This is a genomic window from Krasilnikovia sp. M28-CT-15 (assembly GCF_047159595.1).
Classification (GTDB): domain Bacteria; phylum Actinomycetota; class Actinomycetes; order Mycobacteriales; family Micromonosporaceae; genus Actinoplanes.
In genome coordinates this window covers 4,121,322-4,138,299 of the sequence record NZ_BAAGAK010000001.1, presented here as the reverse complement: position 1 = coordinate 4,138,299, position 16,978 = coordinate 4,121,322, and the positions used below count along the sequence as shown (strand labels likewise).

The 16,978-nt window shown below is 73.8% G+C and carries 12 protein-coding genes; 6 read left to right on the top strand and 6 right to left on the bottom strand.

What is annotated here, in order from left to right; translation table 11 throughout:
• Positions 1–41: 41 nt before the first annotated feature.
• The 5 genes from ACMCNO_RS18930 to ACMCNO_RS18910 all read right to left on the bottom strand — a co-directional run bounded on the left by ACMCNO_RS18930 (position 42) and on the right by ACMCNO_RS18910 (position 7,857).
• On the bottom strand, positions 42–1,109 hold the full coding sequence (locus ACMCNO_RS18930; RefSeq protein ID WP_412750772.1) for an ABC transporter ATP-binding protein: 1,068 nt from the start codon (positions 1,107–1,109) through the stop codon (positions 42–44).
• Positions 1,106–2,665 (bottom strand): ABC transporter permease, encoded by a 1,560-nt coding sequence (locus ACMCNO_RS18925; protein ID WP_412750771.1) that lies wholly within the window; start codon positions 2,663–2,665, stop codon positions 1,106–1,108. The genes ACMCNO_RS18930 and ACMCNO_RS18925 overlap by 4 nt, the downstream gene beginning before the upstream one ends.
• A gap of 80 nt (positions 2,666–2,745) precedes the next feature.
• Positions 2,746–3,786, bottom strand: coding sequence for an iron ABC transporter substrate-binding protein (locus ACMCNO_RS18920; protein ID WP_412750770.1), 1,041 nt, complete (start codon positions 3,784–3,786; stop codon positions 2,746–2,748).
• Between the two features lie 55 nt (positions 3,787–3,841).
• A complete protein-coding gene (locus tag ACMCNO_RS18915; protein WP_412750769.1) occupies positions 3,842–6,442 on the bottom strand; it encodes an AMP-binding protein in 2,601 nt (866 codons plus the stop codon).
• 122 nt (positions 6,443–6,564) lie between these two features.
• On the bottom strand, positions 6,565–7,857 hold the full coding sequence (locus ACMCNO_RS18910; protein WP_412750768.1) for an acyltransferase family protein: 1,293 nt from the start codon (positions 7,855–7,857) through the stop codon (positions 6,565–6,567).
• Between the two features lie 149 nt (positions 7,858–8,006).
• Here ACMCNO_RS18910 and ACMCNO_RS18905 point away from each other — a divergent pair, with 149 nt between their 5' ends.
• Together ACMCNO_RS18905 and ACMCNO_RS18900 are read left to right on the top strand one after the other, a co-directional pair.
• Positions 8,007–9,353 carry an extracellular solute-binding protein gene (locus tag ACMCNO_RS18905; RefSeq protein WP_412750767.1) on the top strand — a complete coding sequence of 449 codons (1,347 nt, stop codon included), beginning with the start codon at positions 8,007–8,009 and terminating at the stop codon, positions 9,351–9,353.
• Positions 9,350–11,287 carry a putative bifunctional diguanylate cyclase/phosphodiesterase gene (locus tag ACMCNO_RS18900; protein WP_412750766.1) on the top strand — a complete coding sequence of 646 codons (1,938 nt, stop codon included), beginning with the start codon at positions 9,350–9,352 and terminating at the stop codon, positions 11,285–11,287. Before ACMCNO_RS18905 ends, ACMCNO_RS18900 begins: the two co-directional genes overlap by 4 nt.
• A 116-nt stretch (positions 11,288–11,403) precedes the next feature.
• Here ACMCNO_RS18900 and ACMCNO_RS18895 read toward each other — a convergent pair whose 3' ends face one another.
• Positions 11,404–11,778, bottom strand: coding sequence for a hypothetical protein (locus ACMCNO_RS18895; protein ID WP_412750765.1), 375 nt, complete (start codon positions 11,776–11,778; stop codon positions 11,404–11,406).
• A gap of 202 nt (positions 11,779–11,980) precedes the next feature.
• On the opposite strand from ACMCNO_RS18895, the gene ACMCNO_RS18890 reads away from it, so the two are divergent.
• The 4 genes from ACMCNO_RS18890 to ACMCNO_RS18875 all read left to right on the top strand — a co-directional run bounded on the left by ACMCNO_RS18890 (position 11,981) and on the right by ACMCNO_RS18875 (position 16,929).
• On the top strand, positions 11,981–14,176 hold the full coding sequence (locus ACMCNO_RS18890; RefSeq protein WP_412750764.1) for a sensor histidine kinase: 2,196 nt from the start codon (positions 11,981–11,983) through the stop codon (positions 14,174–14,176).
• Between the two features lie 14 nt (positions 14,177–14,190).
• Positions 14,191–15,522 (top strand): sensor histidine kinase, encoded by a 1,332-nt coding sequence (locus ACMCNO_RS18885; RefSeq protein WP_412750763.1) that lies wholly within the window; start codon positions 14,191–14,193, stop codon positions 15,520–15,522.
• Positions 15,519–16,187 (top strand): response regulator transcription factor, encoded by a 669-nt coding sequence (locus ACMCNO_RS18880; RefSeq protein WP_412750762.1) that lies wholly within the window; start codon positions 15,519–15,521, stop codon positions 16,185–16,187. The genes ACMCNO_RS18885 and ACMCNO_RS18880 overlap by 4 nt, the downstream gene beginning before the upstream one ends.
• Before the next feature lie 142 nt (positions 16,188–16,329).
• On the top strand, positions 16,330–16,929 hold the full coding sequence (locus ACMCNO_RS18875; protein WP_412750761.1) for a hypothetical protein: 600 nt from the start codon (positions 16,330–16,332) through the stop codon (positions 16,927–16,929).
• Positions 16,930–16,978: the final 49 nt, after the last annotated feature.

Here is a 16,978-nt window from a genome sequence, read left to right as displayed (position 1 = left end):
CACCCGGCGCGACGTGGGGTGGCTGACCGTGGTCGGACGGCTCAGTCGGTGGCGGGCAGTGCCTCGGAGCGCCACGCCCGCACCGCCCCGTGGATGGTGATCCGTACCTCGGTGCCCGTGCCGATCGGCGGGCCGTCGTTGAGGTGCCGTGACTGCAGTTCCGTGCCGTCGTCGAGGCGTACCAGGGTGAGGGTGTCGTGGCCGTGGAAGTCGTGGCGCAGCACCCGGCCGGTGACCTGTCCCGCCGCGCTCGTGTCGGCCGGGCTCAGGCGTACCTGTTCGGGCCGCAGCAGGACGGTCACGGGGCGGCCCGGGTCAGCGCCGGACTCGCCGTGCAGCGGCGCCTCGCCGAGGGCGGTGTGCGCCCGCCCCTCCCGGACGACGCCGGGGACCAGCATCGCGTCGCCGACGAAACGGGCGACCCAGCTGTCCGCGGGGGCCGCGTACACCTCGGCGGGCGGACCGTCCTGCACGGCCAGCCCGTCGCGCATGACCACCACGTGGTCGGCCAGCGACAGCGCCTCGCCCTGGTCGTGGGTGACCAGGACGGCCGTGGCACCGTCGGCGCGCAGCGCGGCCCGGACGTCCTGGCGCAGGCTGGCCCGTAGGCCGGCGTCCAGGGCGCTGAACGGCTCGTCCAACAGGACCAGCCTCGGCCGCGGGGCCAGCGCGCGGGCCAGGGCGACCCGCTGCTGCTGCCCGCCGGACAGCTCGTGCGGCATCCGGCGCTGGTACCCGTCGAGCCCCACCAGGGCCAGCACCTCGTCGACCCGGCCGTTGCGGCGGGCGGTGCGATCCAGCCCGTACGCGACGTTCGCGGCGACGGACAGGTGCGGGAACAGCGCACCCTCCTGCGGCACCAGGGCCACCTGACGCCGGTGCGCGGGCACGTGCGTGCGCCCCGCCGCGACCACCGCACCGGCCACCCGGATCTCGCCCGCGTCCAGGCGTTCGAGGCCCGCGATGCAGCGCAGCAGGGTGGTCTTGCCGCAGCCGGAGGGCCCGAGCACGGCGGCCAGTGCCCCGGTCGGCACGGCCAGGTGCACGTCGGCGAGGGCGGGTACGGTGCCGTAACTCTTGCGCGCCGCGGTGACGGTGAGGGCGGTCATCGGGCTCCTCCCGGGCGTGCGGTCGTGGTGTTCCGGCTGAGGGCGCCGGACCTGCGTGGGCCGAGCGCGCCGGATCGGGCGGCGAGGAACCAGGCGGGGATCGCGGACAGCGCCACCAGCAGCGCGGCGTACGGGGCGGCGGCCGCGTACGCCGCGACGCCGGTGTGCGTCCACAACTCGGTGGCCAGGGTGTCCATTCCGGTGGGTCGCAGCAGCAGGGTGGCGGGCAGTTCCTTCATGCAGGTCAGGAACACCAGCGCGGTGCCGGCGGCCAGCCCCGGAGCGACCAGGGGAGCGGTGACCGAGGTGAACGCGCGCAGCGGCGAGCGTCCCAGGCTGCGCGCGACGTCGTCGAGCACCGGCGGGGCCTGCGCCGCCGCGGCACCGACCGCGGCCACGGCCAGGGGCAGGAACAGCGCGGCGTACGCCAGGGTGAGCAACCAGCGGGTCTGGTACAGCGGATACGCCACGTGGACGCCGAAGAAGACCAGGGAGAGCCCGATGACGACCCCGGGCAGGGCGTGGGTGAGATAGCTGAGCCGCTCGACCGCGGTCGCGACCGGGCCGGGTGCGCGGGCCGCCAGCAGGCCGATCGGCAGCGCCAGCAGCAGCGTCAGGACCGCACCGGCCGCGGAGACGGTCAGCGAGTTGCCCGCGGCGGTGGCGATCTCCGCCAGCGAGCCGGGCCGCGACACTCCGGCGGCCAGCCGGCGGGACAGGTTCAGCGCGGGTACGCCCAGCGCCAGCGCCGACACCCCGGCCAGCAGCGCCGCCGCGGGCCAGCGCCACCGGCCGAGCGGGACGCGGGTGTGCGGGCGGCGGGCTCCCGCCCCGACCGGGGCGTACCGGGCGCCGCGTCGTCTCGTGGTGGACTCGGCCGCCAGCAGGACCGTGGTCAGCACGACCAGGACGGTCGCCAGCACCAGCGCGCCGGTGCGGTCGAAGCCGAGCTCGAACGCGGTGAACACGGCCCGGGTGAAGGTGTCGGTGCGCAGCAGCGCCACGGCGCCGAAGTCGGACAGCACGTACAGGGCCACCAGCAACGCTCCGCCGGCGATCGCGGGTCGCAGCTGGGGAAGCGTCACGCTGCGGAAGGTGCGCCACGGATGGCGGCCGAGCGAGCGGGCCACCTCCTCCTGCGCCGGGTCCGCGCGGTGCAGCGCCGCCGCAACGGGCAGAAATGTGTACGGAGAGCAGCACAGCGTCAGCACCAGCGCGCTGGCCCAGAAGCCCACGAAACCATCCACCGAGGACATCCACGCGAACGCGGCGATGTACGTCGGCACCGCCAGCGGCAGCGAGGCCAGCACGGCGAAGACCCGTGCGGCGGGCAGGTCGGTACGGGTCACCAGGAACGCGGTGCCGACCCCGAGCACGGTGCAGGCGGCGGTGACCACCGTGGCCAGCCCCACGCTGAGCGCGGCCAGCCGGGCGACGCGGGCGGTCAGCAGTTCCGCGGCGATCCGGGCCGCCCCGGCCTGACCGGCGCGCAGCAGCAGGTATCCGAGCGGCAGGAGCGCCACCAGCAGGGCCAGTCCCGCCGCGGCCAGCAGCACCGGGCGCGGCGCCCACCGCCGTGCCGCCCGCCGCCAGGCCGGCGTGGCCGTGGCGTGGGTGGGCGGAAGGGTCGAGGTGCTCAGGGCGTCAGCCCCGTCTCCTTGATCAGCGCGATGCTCTGCTCCAGCGACTCCAGGTCGTTGAGGTCGATCGCGGGCACCTTCAACTCCGCCAGCGGCGGCACGTACGAGGGCGCGGGCGCGCCGCTGACCAGCGGGTATTCGAAGGTCTGCTGGGCGAAGTACTGCTGCGCCTCCGGCCCGAGCAGGTAGTCGAGCAGGGTGCGGACGTCCGGGTCGGTGGCGGAGCGGCGCAGCACCCCGATGCCGGAGACGTTGACCATGGCCCCGGTGTCGCCCGCGGCGAAGAAGTGCAGCTTCGCGTTGAGCTTCTCGGCGGTGGTGCCGCGCTCCTTGGCGATCTCGCCGAGGTAGTAGTGGTTGACCAGGCCGACGGGCACCTTGCCGGCGTCGACGTCCTCGACGATGGCGATGTTGTTCTCGCGGATCTGCGCGTTGTTGGTCTTGAGCGCGGTGAAGAACTCCTTCGCCTTCTGCTCGCCGTGCTGCACGCGGACCGCGGTGACGAAGGTCTGGAAGGAGGCGTTCGTGGGGGCGATCGCGATCTTGCCGGCCCAGCGCGGGTCGGCCAGGTCGAAGACGGACTTCGGCAGCTGCTCCTTGGCGATCAGGCGCGGGTTGTAGACCAGGACCCGCGAGCGCGCGGTGACGCCGACCCAGTTGCCGTCCTTGGCCCGGTACGTCGCGGGTACCTTCGCGCTGACCTCGGCGGGCAGCCCGGCCAGCAGGCCCTTCTTGTTCACCGCGCCGAGCGCGCCCGCGTCCTGGGACAGGAACGCCTCGGCGGGGGAGCGCTCGCCCTCCTCCGCCAGCTGCGCCGCCATCTGTGCGGTCGTGCCGTACCGGGCCTTGATCTTGATGCCGGTGGCCTGGGTGAACTTCTCGAACAGCGGCTTGACCAGCGTCTCGTTCCGGCCGCTGTAGAGCATGATCGTCTTGTCGCCGGGCTCGCTCGCGGGGTCCCCGCCGCAAGCGGCTACGCCGGTGAGCAGCGTGGCGCACAGCGCGGTCGCCAGGGCGGAACTTGCACGACGAGGCACGGGGTTCTCCTTCTCGGAACGGCGTTTCCGGGGCCGAAGTTAGCAGAGCCTAACCTCAGGTGACCAGGGCGGTTGCGGCCGGGGAGGCGGTCAGCCGCCCCCGCGGGTGCGGCAGGCACCGGGCCGTCCAGCCGACCAGCGTGCCGAACAGCACGCCCGCGGCCAGGCTCGCCACCATCGCCAGCAGCCGCGAGTGCGGCTGCAGCAGGGGATAGACCTGCCAGTGGATCAGGTAGATGTACAGCGAACTGCCCGCCAGCAGGGCGGCGACCCGGTTCAGTGCGTCCACGCTCGGCAGGCGGGGCAGCCAGGTCAGCAGCACGAAACCGGTCAGGATCACGGCCTCGCGCAGCGGATTGCCGAAGTAGCCGACCACCGCCACCACGGCCACCGCGGTGAGCAGCAGCCGCTGCCACCACGCGGTGGTCTTGCCCGCCGCCCAGCCCAGGGCGAAGAACCAGAACAGCAGCACCGGCGTGGCGAGGTTGTCCCACGGCGAGAGCGGCAGCAGCCCGTAGCGGACCGCCAGCCCGGCGGCCAGCAGGGCCAGCGGCACCGCGAACGGCCCGCGCCGCTCCCACCGGTCCGCCACCGGCACCGCCAGCGCGGCCAGCACCGCCAGCAGGGTGTACACCAGGGTCTCGACGAACCAGTAGTTGCGTTGCGGGCCGGTACGCGGGCCCAGTGCCTCGTTGAGCAGCAGCACGTTCTGCCAGCCGTACCGGTGGTCGATCAGCGTCACCAGCGCCAGGAACAGCGACGACGGCACCGCGATGCGGGCCACCGAGGCACCCAGATGGCGCAGCCGCCGCCGTCGCGGGACGTCGGTGAGATGAAAGCGGGCGAAGTTGAAACCCGCCACCGCCAGCAGCAGGTGGGCGCCGCCGCGGACGGTGAACAGCTCGATGTGTGAGCCCACGATGAGCACGATCGCCGCGGCGCGCAGTGCCACGACGGTGTCCAGGGTGCGCCCGCGCCGCGCGGCGGCCGGGGGCGTGCCGTCGCGCAGTCGCCGGATCGGCATGGTGTGCCAGTCCGCGGGCAACGGCCCGAGCAGCTGCTCGAGGCGCACGGACATCTCGACGTAGGACAGGGAGTCGCCGCCGAGGCCGACGAAGCTGCTGTCGTCTGTGATGTCGCGCCGGTCCAGGATCTCCGCGAACAGCTCCCGCAGCTGTGCCCCGTCCGCCGGGGGAGCCGCCGTCGCGGGGGCCGGGCCCGTCGGGTGGACCGGCGGGGTCGCACCGGGGCGGGCCGCCGGGCCGGAAGCGGTCGCCAGCGTCGCGACCGCGGGGACGTCCACCTTGCCCGAGGCCAGGCGCGGCAGTGCGGGCAGTCTCAGCACCCGCACCGCGCGGGTCGGCAGGCCGCAGTGCGTGGCGACCAGCCGCGGCAGCTGCCGGACCCGCCCGGCCTCCTCGACGGCCACGACCAGGGCCTCGTCGGTGGCCACGCAGCACGCCCGCACCCCGTCCGCCTCCAGGCCCGCCTCGACCCGCTGCAGGTCGATGCGCAGCCCGAACACCTTCGCGAAGCGGCTGCGCCGCCCGACGATCTCGAACAGGCCGTCGGCGGTGCGCCGCGCCAGGTCCCCGGTGTGCAGTTCCTGCACGGTACGGCCCAGGCCCAGGTCGGCGGGGGTCTCGGCGTACCCGAGCATCACGTTGGGTCCGGTGTAGACCAGCTCGCCGACGTCGGCGCCGGGCAGGTCGTCGACCGGGGCGAGGCGCAACGCGCCGCCCGGCACCGCGACTCCGATCGCGGCGGGGCTGGTCAGCGCCTTGTCCGGCGGCAGGTACGCCATGCGCGCGGTCGCCTCGGTCTGCCCGTACATGACGAACAGGTCGAAGCCGCGGCGGCGTCCGAGCTGGGCGAAGCGCCGGACCTGCTCCGGGGCCATCCGTCCGCCCGCCTGGGTGAGATACCGCAGGCCCGGCAGGTCCATGTCGGCGAAGCCGACGCGCTCCAGCAGGCTGAAGGTGTACGGCACCCCGGCCAGGCTGGTACCGCGGGCCCGGCGGAACAGCTCCCAGAAGCAGGTGTCCGCCACGGACAGGCCGGTCAGGATGAGACCGGCGCCGCGCACCAGGTGGCTGTGCAGCACGGACAGGCCGTAGCAGTAGTGCAGCGGCAGGGTGGTGGCAGCCCGGTCCGTGGGCCGGATGCCCAGGTAGCCGGCGATCGACTCGGCGTTGGCGCGCAGGTTGTCGTAGGACAGCCGGACCAGCTTCGGTGAGCCGGTGGAGCCCGACGTGCTGAGCAGCAGCGCCAGGTCCGGGTGCAGGTCGTGTGCCGAGCCGTCGCGGCGCTCGGTGCACCGCCACTGTCCCTGCTGCGGGCGGCAGACCACGTCCGGGTCGTACGCCGAGGTCAGCGACGCGATCGCGGTGTCGTCGTCCGGGGTCAGCACCACGGCGTGGCCCGCCGCGAGGGCGCCGAGGTAGCCCACCACCGCGTCGACGGAGTTCGTGCCCGCGATCAGCACCAGCCGGCGGCCCGCACCGAGGCGGCGCGCGGCCCGCTCGACCCGCTCGGCGAGGTCGGCGTACGTGATCTCCTCGTCCGCCGTGATCAGGGCGGTCCGGTCGCCGAACGAGGCCAGGTCACGGCCCAGCAGCGGGTGCGGCCGGACGGCGGTGAGGTCGAGCGGGGGCATGCCGCCGACCCTAAGCTGAGGCTTGCCTAACTACCTAATCCAGGACGTCCACGTTTCGGCCTGCTTCGACCGCCGAGTGCGGGACCGGGCGGTGCCGATGTGGCGCCCGCCACGATCGGCTACTACTCCACGACGTCCGCTTTCGGGCGGGGTCCGGGCCGCCGCCGGGGGCTCGGCAGCGTCGAGGTGAGGTCTGCCGGCGCCGGCGCCGCGTCACCCGCCGGGCCGGGCGAGACCGGGCTCTGCGCGGCGGACGGGCTGCTGCCGTACCGGCGGTCGGGGCGGCCGAAGCCGTCGAAGGCGGCCTTCAGGCGACCGCGCAGGACGGCGGCCAGCGGACGTTCGAGGAAGCGGTGCACGAGCCAGGACGCCAGCAGCATCACCGCGAGCACGAAGGCCAGCGTCAGATAGCGCGGGCGCACGTCGCGCATCGCGTGGATGATCGTCCACCCGATGTTCTCGTGCAGCAGATAGAACGGGTAGGTGAGTAGTCCGGCCGTGGTCAGCCACCGTCCCCGGATCCACGACGTCCAGCCGAGCGCGACCGCGGCCATCACCACGAAGAACAGCGTGAGCAGCCCGACCGCGACCTTCGACGACAGAGGCCGGTGTACGTCGTCCGCGCTGACCCCGATCACCCGCGTCATCATGTTGTGCTGCGCCAGCAGGTACGAGAAGGCCACCAGCCCCCAGAGCAGGATGTCCGACCCGAAGCGGTGGATCAGGTAGAAGGCGATCCCGGCCACGAACAGCGGCGCGTACTCCGGCATGAGCACCACGCCGACCAGGTGCTCGTCGGCACGGGTGGCGAGCACGGAGGCGATCAGCCAGGCGTAGCCGAAGATCACCGTGCGGCGCAGCGTCAGGCCGCGCCACACCAGGAACGCGAAGAGCAGGTAGAACCGGGCCTCGGCCCAGAGGCTCCAGTACACCCCTTCGACCTGCGTCACGTGCAGCGGCCGCTGCAACATGGTCAGGTTGAGCAGGACCTCGGACGGCGAGCGGGGGTGCACCACGGTCGGCCAGACGACCAGCACCGCGGTGGTGATCAGGATCCCCACCCAGTACGCCGGGAAAAGCCGGACGATCCGGGACCGGAAGAAGTCCCCCGGCGTGCGGCCCCAGCAGCTCATGCAGATGACGAAGCCGCTGATCAGGAAGAACAGCTCGACGCCCATCCAGCCGTAGGCGCTCGCCTCGCGCAGGCCGGGAAAGGCCGTCGCCGAGCTCGCCTCCCAGGCGTCCTGGACGCTGGGCTCGCGGCCCGTGTAGTGGAAGAACGCCACGAACAGCGCGGCGAGCAGCCGGAGCCCGTCGAGCGCGAGCAGGCGGCCGCCGCCGGACGCGGGACGCCCCGTGGCGGCCGCCGGCGCGGGTGCTTGCGGAGCTCGCCGCCACCCCAGGTTGATCACCATGGCGGGTAACCCTACCGATTGGCGGGCGGGCACCCTGCCCCCACACCGGGTCATCTCCGGCTGACTAAAGGCCGGGACCCCCCAGCCGATTGATGAGGCGCGGGTCGTGCGGTCCGGATTCGTCGGTGAGGGTGATGATGACCAGAAGCGTGAATCGATACCTGAGGCCGATCGCGTTGCTGGTCGTGCCGCTGCTGCTGGCCACCGCCGCCTGCGGGCGCAAGGCGGAGACCGCCGCCGCTCCCACCGGGTACGCCGCGTCCGCGCCCCCCGTGACGATCAAGTTCTGGTTCATGCCGAACGGCATCGACGCGCACAAGGCCATGCAGGCCGAGGCGGACGAGTTCCACCGCCAGCACCCCAACATCACGGTGCAGGTGACCATGCTCGACTGGGCCGCCGCGCTGAACCGGATCAGCGCCGCCGCGGCCGGGGGAGACGCGCCCGACGTCACGCAGCTCGGCACCACCTGGGTGGGCGGGCTGTCGCGGACCGGCGCTCTGGCCCCGTACTCGGAGGGGGAGCTGACCTCGCTCGGCGGGCGCCCGGCGTTCGTGCCGGCCAGCTGGACGGCGACGAAGCTGCTCGGCAGCGACGCGGTGACCGCGGTGCCGTGGTTCGTCGACGTCCGGGCGCTGTTCTACCGCACCGACGTGGTGCGCCGCCTCGGCCTCGACCCGGCGAAGGCGTTCGCCACCTGGGACGCGCTGGAGCAGACCCTCGCGGCGATCAAGCGCGAGGGCAGGATCACGCCGCTCGGCCAGCCCGGCAAGAACGACTGGAACGTGGTGCACAACGTGGCCCCGTTCATCTGGGGTGCGGGTGGCGACCTGCTGTCCGCCGACGGCCGGACGCCGATGCTCTCCACCCCGGAATCGGTCGCGGGCATCGACTACTACCAGCGCCTGATGGGCCGGTACAACAAGCGGGACCTGCTGGAGAAGAACTCGGACGCCGCCGTCGCCGCGTTCGCCGACGGGCAGACCGCCGTCCTGTTCCACGGGCCCGACTCCGTGGCCACCTTCCGCGCCGACGCGCACCGGCCGGGCCTGCGGGCCGGCTGGTCGACCGCGCCGATGCCGGCGGGTCCCCGGGGCCGGTTCACCTTCCTGGGCGGCAGTGACCTGGCCATCTTCAAGAATTCGGCGCACCGGGGCGCGGCCCTGGAATGGGTACGGTTCCTCACCGGCGCCGCCAGCCAGGAACGGTACGTGGTGCGCAAGCTGGGCATCTGGCCCGCCCGTACGGAGGTCATGCGCAGCACCCGGCTCGACGCCGACCCGGCCTACCGGGGGTTCGTCGACGCCGATCGCGACGGCCGGCAGTACCCCGCGGTCGCCGCGTGGGTGGACATCGAGGCCGCGCTGACCAAGGACTTCAGCACGCTCTGGGAGAGCATCACGCTGACCGGGGCTCCGCTGCCCGCAGAGCGCCTGCGCGCGCTGCTGCGCACCGCGGACGACGACGTCCGCAACGCCATCCAGCAAGCGTCATGATCAGCGCCCTCCGGCGCCGCTGGCGGCACAAGGGCTGGGCGAACATCCTCGCGGCCGTGGTGGTCGTGCTCGCTCTGGTCACCTACAGCAACGTCGTCCTGCACCGGCGGGGCGTCGCGGAGAACCAGACCTCGGCCCGGTTGCAGAGCCTGGTCCTGCTGCTCAACGAGGAAGGCTCGTTGCAGTGGAAGACGCTGGCCGACCCCAGCATCCGCGCCCGGGTGGCCCGGGACACCGGCGCCATCCGCGGCCGGGAGACCCAGATCCTGGCCCGGCTCGCGGCCACCATGCCCGCCACCACCCGTGAGCTGGTCAGTCAGATCAGCGACTACCACGCCGTGCTCGACGAGCAGCAGGACCTGCTGATCGTGGACAACACCAACGAGGCCGTCGAGGTCGAACGCAGCAAGACCGGTCCGGCGCTGCGGACCCTCAGCGACCGGATCGCCAGACTGGCGGAGTCCGCCGCCGCCAAGGCCGGCAAGGCGTCCGCCACCGCCAACTACGTCCTGGTCGTGGCGATGATCCTCACCGCCGCGATGATCGGCGCGCTGCTGCGCCGGTTCGACCGGGCCCACCGCGCCGCCGTCGCCTCCGCCGCGGAACTGCTGCGGCAGGAACGCGCGGCGCTGCAGCTGGCCAACGAGAACGCCGCGACCATCCGGCATCAGGCGGAGCACGACGCGCTCACCGGCCTGCCCAACCGCGGGCTGTTCATCGAACGGGTGCAGGCGTGCCTGCGCGTCGGCGAACCCGCCGTCATGTTCGTCGACCTGGACGACTTCAAGCGCATCAACGACAGCCTCGGCCACGCCGCGGGCGACGCGCTGTTGATCGAGGTGGCCCGGCGGCTGCGCGGCGCGGTACGCGACCACGACACCGCGGCCCGTCTCGGCGGCGACGAGTTCGCCATCCTCATCGACAACGGCGGCGCGGAAACGGCGATCTCGGTCGCCCAGCGGATCATCGAAGCGCTCTCCGAGCCGGTCGACACCGGCGGCACCCAGGTGCTCACCCGCGGCAGCGTCGGGATCTCGGTCGCCGGGCCGGACCGCGACGCCACCGAGCTGCTGCGCCAGGCCGACGTCGCGATGTACGCGGCCAAGAGCCGGGGCAAGGGCCAGTTCGTCGTCTTCGACGAGTCGATGCAGGCCCGGGTACGCAGCCGGGTCGGGCTGGAGGTCGACCTGCGCCGGGCGCTGGAGACCGACGAGATCCATCTCGCGTACCAGCCCATCGTCTGCCTCACCAGCGGCGCCATCGTCGGGGCGGAGGCGCTGGTCCGGTGGACCCACCCGAGCCAGGGGATGCTGTCCCCGGCGGCGTTCCTGCCGGTCGCCGAGTCCAGCGGGCTGATCCTGCCGCTGGGCCGCCGGGTGCTGGAGCTGGCCTGCGCGCAGGCGGCCCGGTGGCTGGCGGACCGGCCCAGCGGCGACTTCGTGATCAGCGTCAACCTGTCCGCGCACCAGCTTCAGCACCGGGGGATCGTCGAGGAGATCTGCGCCGTGGTCGGGGACGCGGGGCTGCCACCGGCCGCGCTGATGCTGGAGATCACCGAGTCGGCGCTGGTGCACGACGGAGAGCTGGTGGCCACCCAGGTGGAGCGGCTGCGCGCGCTCGGCTTCGGGGTGGCCCTCGACGACTTCGGTACGGGCTACTCGTCCATCACCCACCTCCAGCGGTTCCGGGTCGACCAGCTCAAGATCGACCGGTCGTTCGTGGCCGCCGACGACGGGGTGTGCGAGGCCGTGCTGCGCCTGGCGGAGCTGCTCGGCCTGGAGACCGTCGCCGAGGGCATCGAGACCGCGGAGCAGGCCCGCCGGGTCCGCGACTTCGGCTGCAAGTACGGGCAGGGGTACTGGTTCGCCAAGCCCGTCGCACCGGACGCCTTCGCGGAACTGCTCCGCGCCCCCGCCCGGGTACTGGCGGCGTGACCTGCCCGGGTCCTGGCGGCGTGACCTGACCGGTCGGGCGCCTTCCGCGCCGGTAGCTCGGCGCGGAACGCGCCCGCCGGTGTTCGTCCTGCCGTGGCCCGCGGCCGGTTCGGTGCTCAGGCGGCGAGTCGGAACCGGAACGGCCGGGTCGGCAGCGCGATGATCCGAGTCTCGGGCTCGGTGTACTGACCGGCGGTGGCGCTGGCGGCGGCGCCCTGCACGGTGGCCCCGTTGGCCTGCGCCCACGCGGTGACGAAGTCGTCGGCCTCGGCCGGTGCCGCGCCGTCCAGCAGCGTGGTCAGGGCGTCGCGCAGCGAGCGCAGGCCAGCGGCCGTCATGGGCACCCGGACGGCGTCGTGGTCGCCGACCCGCAGCGCGTACGGATAGATCGTCCCGCTGGTGGCCTCAGCGCGGACCGTCGGGCACCCGGCCTGCTGGCCCAGGTTCGCGTGCGAAACGGTCTGGACGGTTCCGGTCTGCTCGGGGCGCATTCGCACAAAATCCTTCCGACGGGTGCTGAGCCTTGTCGTGGTCGCCCTTCACGGTGGTCTCGCGGCGTAGCTGACCCGGTGACCCCGGGTTGCCCGTCGGTTGCTTCGCGCACGTTTGTCTCATGTCACAGCGCGGGCACCGGGCGGCGCGTCGTGCGGGATCCGGCCCGCTGTGCCGGGCCGGGCGGTTCAGACTGGCGGTATGGCCCGGTATGCGAGGTCTACCACCACGGCCTGGGGGACGCGGCTGTTCCTCGCCGCGTTCGCGATCTACCTCGGCGGCGCGCTGCTGTGGCTGGCGCTCGGGTTGATACCCGCGCTCAGCGCTGCGGTGCCACCGCTGCGGCACGGGCTGCAGGACGTCGGCGACGCCACCGGCCCGCTCGCTCAGACGGCCCGGCGTGCCCTGTACGCGGCGGCACCACACGGCGCCGGTGCCGCCCTGGACTACGTGTTCAGCCTGCTCAACGTGGCCCTCGGGGTGTTCCTCGTCGTCCGGCGCCCGCACGAGCTGACGCCGCGGCTGATGGCGGTCGCGTTCGTCGGCACCGCGGCGACCTTCAACGCCCCGAGCCACGAGGTGTTCCACGTCATCGGGGCCGACCCGGCCGTCACGGACTTCCACTTCGCGTTCCACGTCGTGTCCGGGGTCGCGTACGTGTGGGCGGTGCTGCTGTTCCCCGACGGGCGGCTGCCGCTGGGCGCCGGGCGGCGGGCGACCGCCGCCGCCGTCGTGGCCAGCACCGCCGTCATCACCTACGTCTGCTGGCGCAGCAGCTTCGTCGCCCATCCACCGTTCTTCGTGGCGTTCTTCGGCATCCTGGTGCCCGTGCTCGGCATGACCGCCCAGGGCATCCGGCTGCGCTACGGCCGCGCCACGCCGCAGTCGCGGCAACAGTCCCGGCTGCTGTGCCTGGCGCTCGCCCCGGCGCTGGCGGTCGCACTGCTGTGGTCCGCGGCTCGCCTGGTGCCCGGCACCGACGCCGCGGCGCTCGCGGACGCCGTCGAACGCGCCTTCCCGGCCGTCTTCGCGGTCGTACCCGTGATGCTGTTCGTCGCGATCCTGCGGTACCGGCTGTGGGACATCGACCACGTGATCACCCGCGCGCTCGTCTACACCCTGCTGGCCGCGTTCATCGGGGTGGTCTACCTCGCGGTGCTGGCCGGCACCGCCTGGCTGGCCGCCCCGCGCGGCTGGGCCGCGATCGTCGCCCTCGCCGTGGTCGCGGTGGCGGCCGAACCGGTCCGTGAACGGCTGCGCGCGCTCGCCAACCGGCTGGTGTTCGGCCAGCGGCTCACCCCCCGCGAAGCGATGCGGACACTGGCGGACCGGCTCGAGCACGCGGGCTCCACGGACGAGCTGGCCGAGCTGACCGACGTCGTGGTGACCGGCACCCGGTGCTCCGCCGCGTACCTGTGGCTGATCGCCGACGGGCGGCTGCTGCTGGCGGCAGCCGCCCCGGCCGGCGTCCACCCCGGCGCCGGGCCGGAGCGGCCGGGCGGCGCGGCGACCGGCGCCGCGTCGATGGCCGAGTACCGCGCCATCACCGGGGCCGACCTGTGCTTCCCCGTCACCCACGAGGGGGAGCTGTTGGCCGTGCTGGCGCTGCGGCTGCCCGCCGGGGTCACCCTGCCGGGGGCGGAGCTGCGCCTGATCGGCGACCTCGCCGGCCACGCCGGTCTGCTGGTCGCCAACGCCCGGCTCACCGCGGATCTGGCCCGGCAGGTGGAGCTGGTCACCCGGCGGACGACCGACCTGCGCCGTTCCCGTCTCCAGGTGGTGGCCGCCCACGACGACGAGCGCCGCCGCCTCGAACGCGACCTGCACGACGGCGCCCAGCAGGAACTCGTCGCGCTGCTCATCCAACTGCGGACGGTGCAACGCGCCGGTGTCCCCACCGCCGAACAGGTCGCGCCGCTGCGGCGCGCGCTCGCCACGACCCGGACCACCCTCGCGCAGGTCTGCACCGGAAACCCGCCCGACGTCCTGACCGTGGCGGGCCTGGCTGCGGCGCTCGAAGCGGCCACCGCCTCGGCCGGCGCCTCGGGCCTGCGGGTGTCCGTCGGGGTCCAGCTTCCGGTCCGGCTGCCGCCCGAGGTCGAGACGGCGTTGTACTTCTGCGCCCTGGAGGCGGTCCAGAACGCGACCAAGCACGCGCATGCCGGCCAGATCACCGTACGGGTGGAGCGCGACGGCGACGACGCGGTGCTCTCGGTGACCGACGACGGTACGGGGTTCGACCCGGCCCGCGTCGCCGCCGGTTCCGGCCTGTCGAACCTGGTCGACCGGCTGGCCGTGCTCGGCGGCACCGCCCAGATCGCCTCCGCCCCCGCGGGCGGCACCACGCTGACCTGCCGGGTCCCGGCCACCGACGCACTGACCGGGGCACCGACATGACGGATGCGGCACGCGTGCTGACGCCGGACCGGCTGCGCCGGGCGGTCGTGCTGGGGGCGATGGCGTTGTTCGTCGCCACGGCGTACGCCACCGTGCGGGTGACCGCCACGATGGCCGGCGGCGGCGATCCCGGGATCGGGGTGTGGCTGGCGGTCACCGCGCTCGTCGCCGCCCTGGCCCCCGCCGCGCGGCGCCGCGCCGAGCACGTCGCCGACCGGCTCGCGTACGGGCCGGACGGCGACCCGCACGCCGCCATGACGCGCTTCGTGCAGCGCATCTCCGACACCCTCGCGGTCGACGAGGTCCTGCCCGACCTCGCCCGGACGGCGTCGCGGGTGGCGCACAGCCCGGGCACCGAGGTCCGGCTCTGGCTGGCCGACGGTGGGGAGTGGCGCCAGACTTGGCCGCCCGGCCGCGACGACGTGCACACCCGGTTCAGCCTCGAGCTGCAGCGCGGCGCGAACCCGGTCGGCCAGCTCGGCGTCGAGGTGGCCGAGGACCAGCTCAGCCCCGCGGACCGGGAACTGCTGGACCGGCTCGCCGGACCGGCCGGGCTGGCCCTGGCGAACGTGCGCCTGACCTACGAGCTGCGGGACCGGCTGCGCCAGGCCACCGAGCTGGCCGAGCAGGTGCATCGCTCCCGCGAGCGGCTGATCGGGGCGCGGGCGGTCCAGCGGCGCCGCTTCGCCGCCGACGTGCACGAGCGGGTCGAGGGGCACCTCGCGATCGTGGCCGAGTCGCTGGCACACCTCGCCCGGTCCGGCCCGGACGCCGGTGACGAGGCACCGCCGGATCGTGGCGCGCCGGACCGGGAGGCACCGCCGGATCGTGGCGCGCCGGACCGGCTGGAGCGGGCGCGTACCGAGGCGCTGGCCGCGCTGGAGGCCCTGCGTGAACTCGCCAGCGGTCTCTACCCGCCCGCGCTGGCCGACGGCGGTCTGGTCGATGCGCTGGACCATCACATCGACGTGCTGGCGGCACCGGTCACTCTGGACAGCGCCGTCGACGACACCGGGCTGGCTCCGGCGGTCCGGGCCGCCGCGTACTTCTGTGCGGTGGGCCTGGTGGACGACCTGGCCCGGCACGGCCCGGTCGAGGTGCGGCTCAGCCTCGACGAGCAGACCACGGCTGCGGGGACAGGCGGGCACGACCGGCTGCGGCTACGGGTACGCGCCTGCGGCCGCCCCACCTCGGACACCGAGCAGATCGTCCGGGACCGGGTGGACGCGTTCGGCGGTGACCTCGCCGTCGACGGGCCGCCCGCCGCCACGGTGGTGACCGCGGCCCTGCCGCTGCGGGTGCCGTCGGAAGGGGCCGTCCCGGCCGGTGCCGGGTGGCGCCGATGAGCATCCGCGTCGTGCTGGCCGAGGACAGCGCTCTGCTGCGCCAAGGGGTCGCGGGCCTGATCCGCAGTGAGCCCGATCTGGAGGTCGTCGCGTCCTGTGCGGACCTGCCGGAACTGGTGGAGGCGATCGGCCGGCACCGGCCCGACGTCGTGCTCACCGACATCCGGATGCCTCCGACCAGGACGGACGAGGGGATCCGGGCCGCGGAACACTGCCGGGCCGAGCATCCCGGCATGGGCGTGCTGCTGCTCAGCCAGTACGTCGACGCCCGGTACGTGCGCGCGCTGCTGGCCCAGGGCACCGACGGCCGCGGTTACCTGCTCAAGGAACGGGTCGCCGACGTGGCCGAGCTGGTCGCGGCGGTCCGTACGGTCGCGGGCGGTGGTTCGGTCTTCGACCCGAAGGTCGTCGAGGCGCTGGTCCGCGGCCGGGACCGTCGCGGCAACGTGGGGCTGGCCCAACTGTCCGCACGCGAGCGTGAGGTCCTGGCCGAGATGGCGCACGGCCTGACCAACGCGGCCATCGCGGGCGCCCTGGTCATCACGCAGCGGGCGGTGGAGAAGCACATTAATTCGATCTTCTCGAAGCTCCAGCTGGGCCAGGAGGACGGCGTGCACCCGCGGGTGCAGGCGGTGCTGACGTACCTGGCCGGGGACGCGCCCTAGTGTCGCGGCGGCGACACCGGGGTGGTGCCTGCACCACCTCGCCGGGAGGCAGGCACGCACCCTCGTTCGCCGGTGCCGTCTCCGCCAGAGTTGGTGGTGCGAGGCCGCACGGGGCGGCCCGGAAGCACCGAGGAGACACGTCATGCAGTTCACGCAGAAGTCCGCCAGCACCCGCCGCCTGATCCGCGCCACCACCACGGTCGTCGCGCTCGCCGCCGCCGCCACCGGCACGGCGTTCGCCGCCACCGCGTCCCCGGCCGCGGCCGCCGGGCGCGGCTGGAGCACGGTGGAGAGCTGCACCTCGGCGGCCGGTTCGGTCAGTTACCAGCCGGGCCTCACGAGCACCGTCCGTCCCGAGAGCAGTGTCCTGTCGGCGACGCTGGCCGGCTGCGCCAGCACCTACTCCGGCGCGGTGCCCGGCACCGGCCTGCTGACCGCCTTCCTGTCCGGTTCGTCCAGTACCGCGGCGGTCTCGCAGCGCGGCAACTTCACGCTCAACTGGCCGGCGGCCTCCGGGCTCAACCCGTCCAATGGCAGCTTCTCGCTGACCGGCCCGGACGCCACCGGCCGGTACACCGCCAGCGGCTCGATCACCAGCGGCGCCTATACCGGCGCCTGGCTGGGCACCACGTTCGTGGCCACCGGGGTCAACGCGGGCGCGGACGGCTCGGTGGCGCACCCGGTGACGATGCAGCAGGTCACCAACACCGCGGCGCTGCTGGTCCGGCGCAACACGTGGTGACCCGCCGCTGGTGAGGCACCTCGGCCCGGCCGCGCTCCGACGGATCCCC

Excerpts from the sequence above, each read along its gene's own strand:
- ACMCNO_RS18930 (WP_412750772.1), bottom strand. The coding sequence starts at position 1,109 with ATGACCGCCCTCACCGTCACCGCGGCGCGCAAGAGTTACGGCACCGTA.
- ACMCNO_RS18915 (WP_412750769.1), bottom strand. The coding sequence starts at position 6,442 with ATGCCCCCGCTCGACCTCACCGCCGTCCGGCCGCACCCGCTGCTGGGC.
- ACMCNO_RS18910 (WP_412750768.1), bottom strand. The coding sequence starts at position 7,857 with ATGGTGATCAACCTGGGGTGGCGGCGAGCTCCGCAAGCACCCGCGCCG.
- ACMCNO_RS18900 (WP_412750766.1), top strand. The coding sequence starts at position 9,350 with ATGATCAGCGCCCTCCGGCGCCGCTGGCGGCACAAGGGCTGGGCGAAC.
- ACMCNO_RS18895 (WP_412750765.1), bottom strand. The coding sequence starts at position 11,778 with ATGCGCCCCGAGCAGACCGGAACCGTCCAGACCGTTTCGCACGCGAAC.
- ACMCNO_RS18890 (WP_412750764.1), top strand. The coding sequence starts at position 11,981 with ATGGCCCGGTATGCGAGGTCTACCACCACGGCCTGGGGGACGCGGCTG.
- ACMCNO_RS18880 (WP_412750762.1), top strand. The coding sequence starts at position 15,519 with ATGAGCATCCGCGTCGTGCTGGCCGAGGACAGCGCTCTGCTGCGCCAA.
- ACMCNO_RS18875 (WP_412750761.1), top strand. The coding sequence starts at position 16,330 with ATGCAGTTCACGCAGAAGTCCGCCAGCACCCGCCGCCTGATCCGCGCC.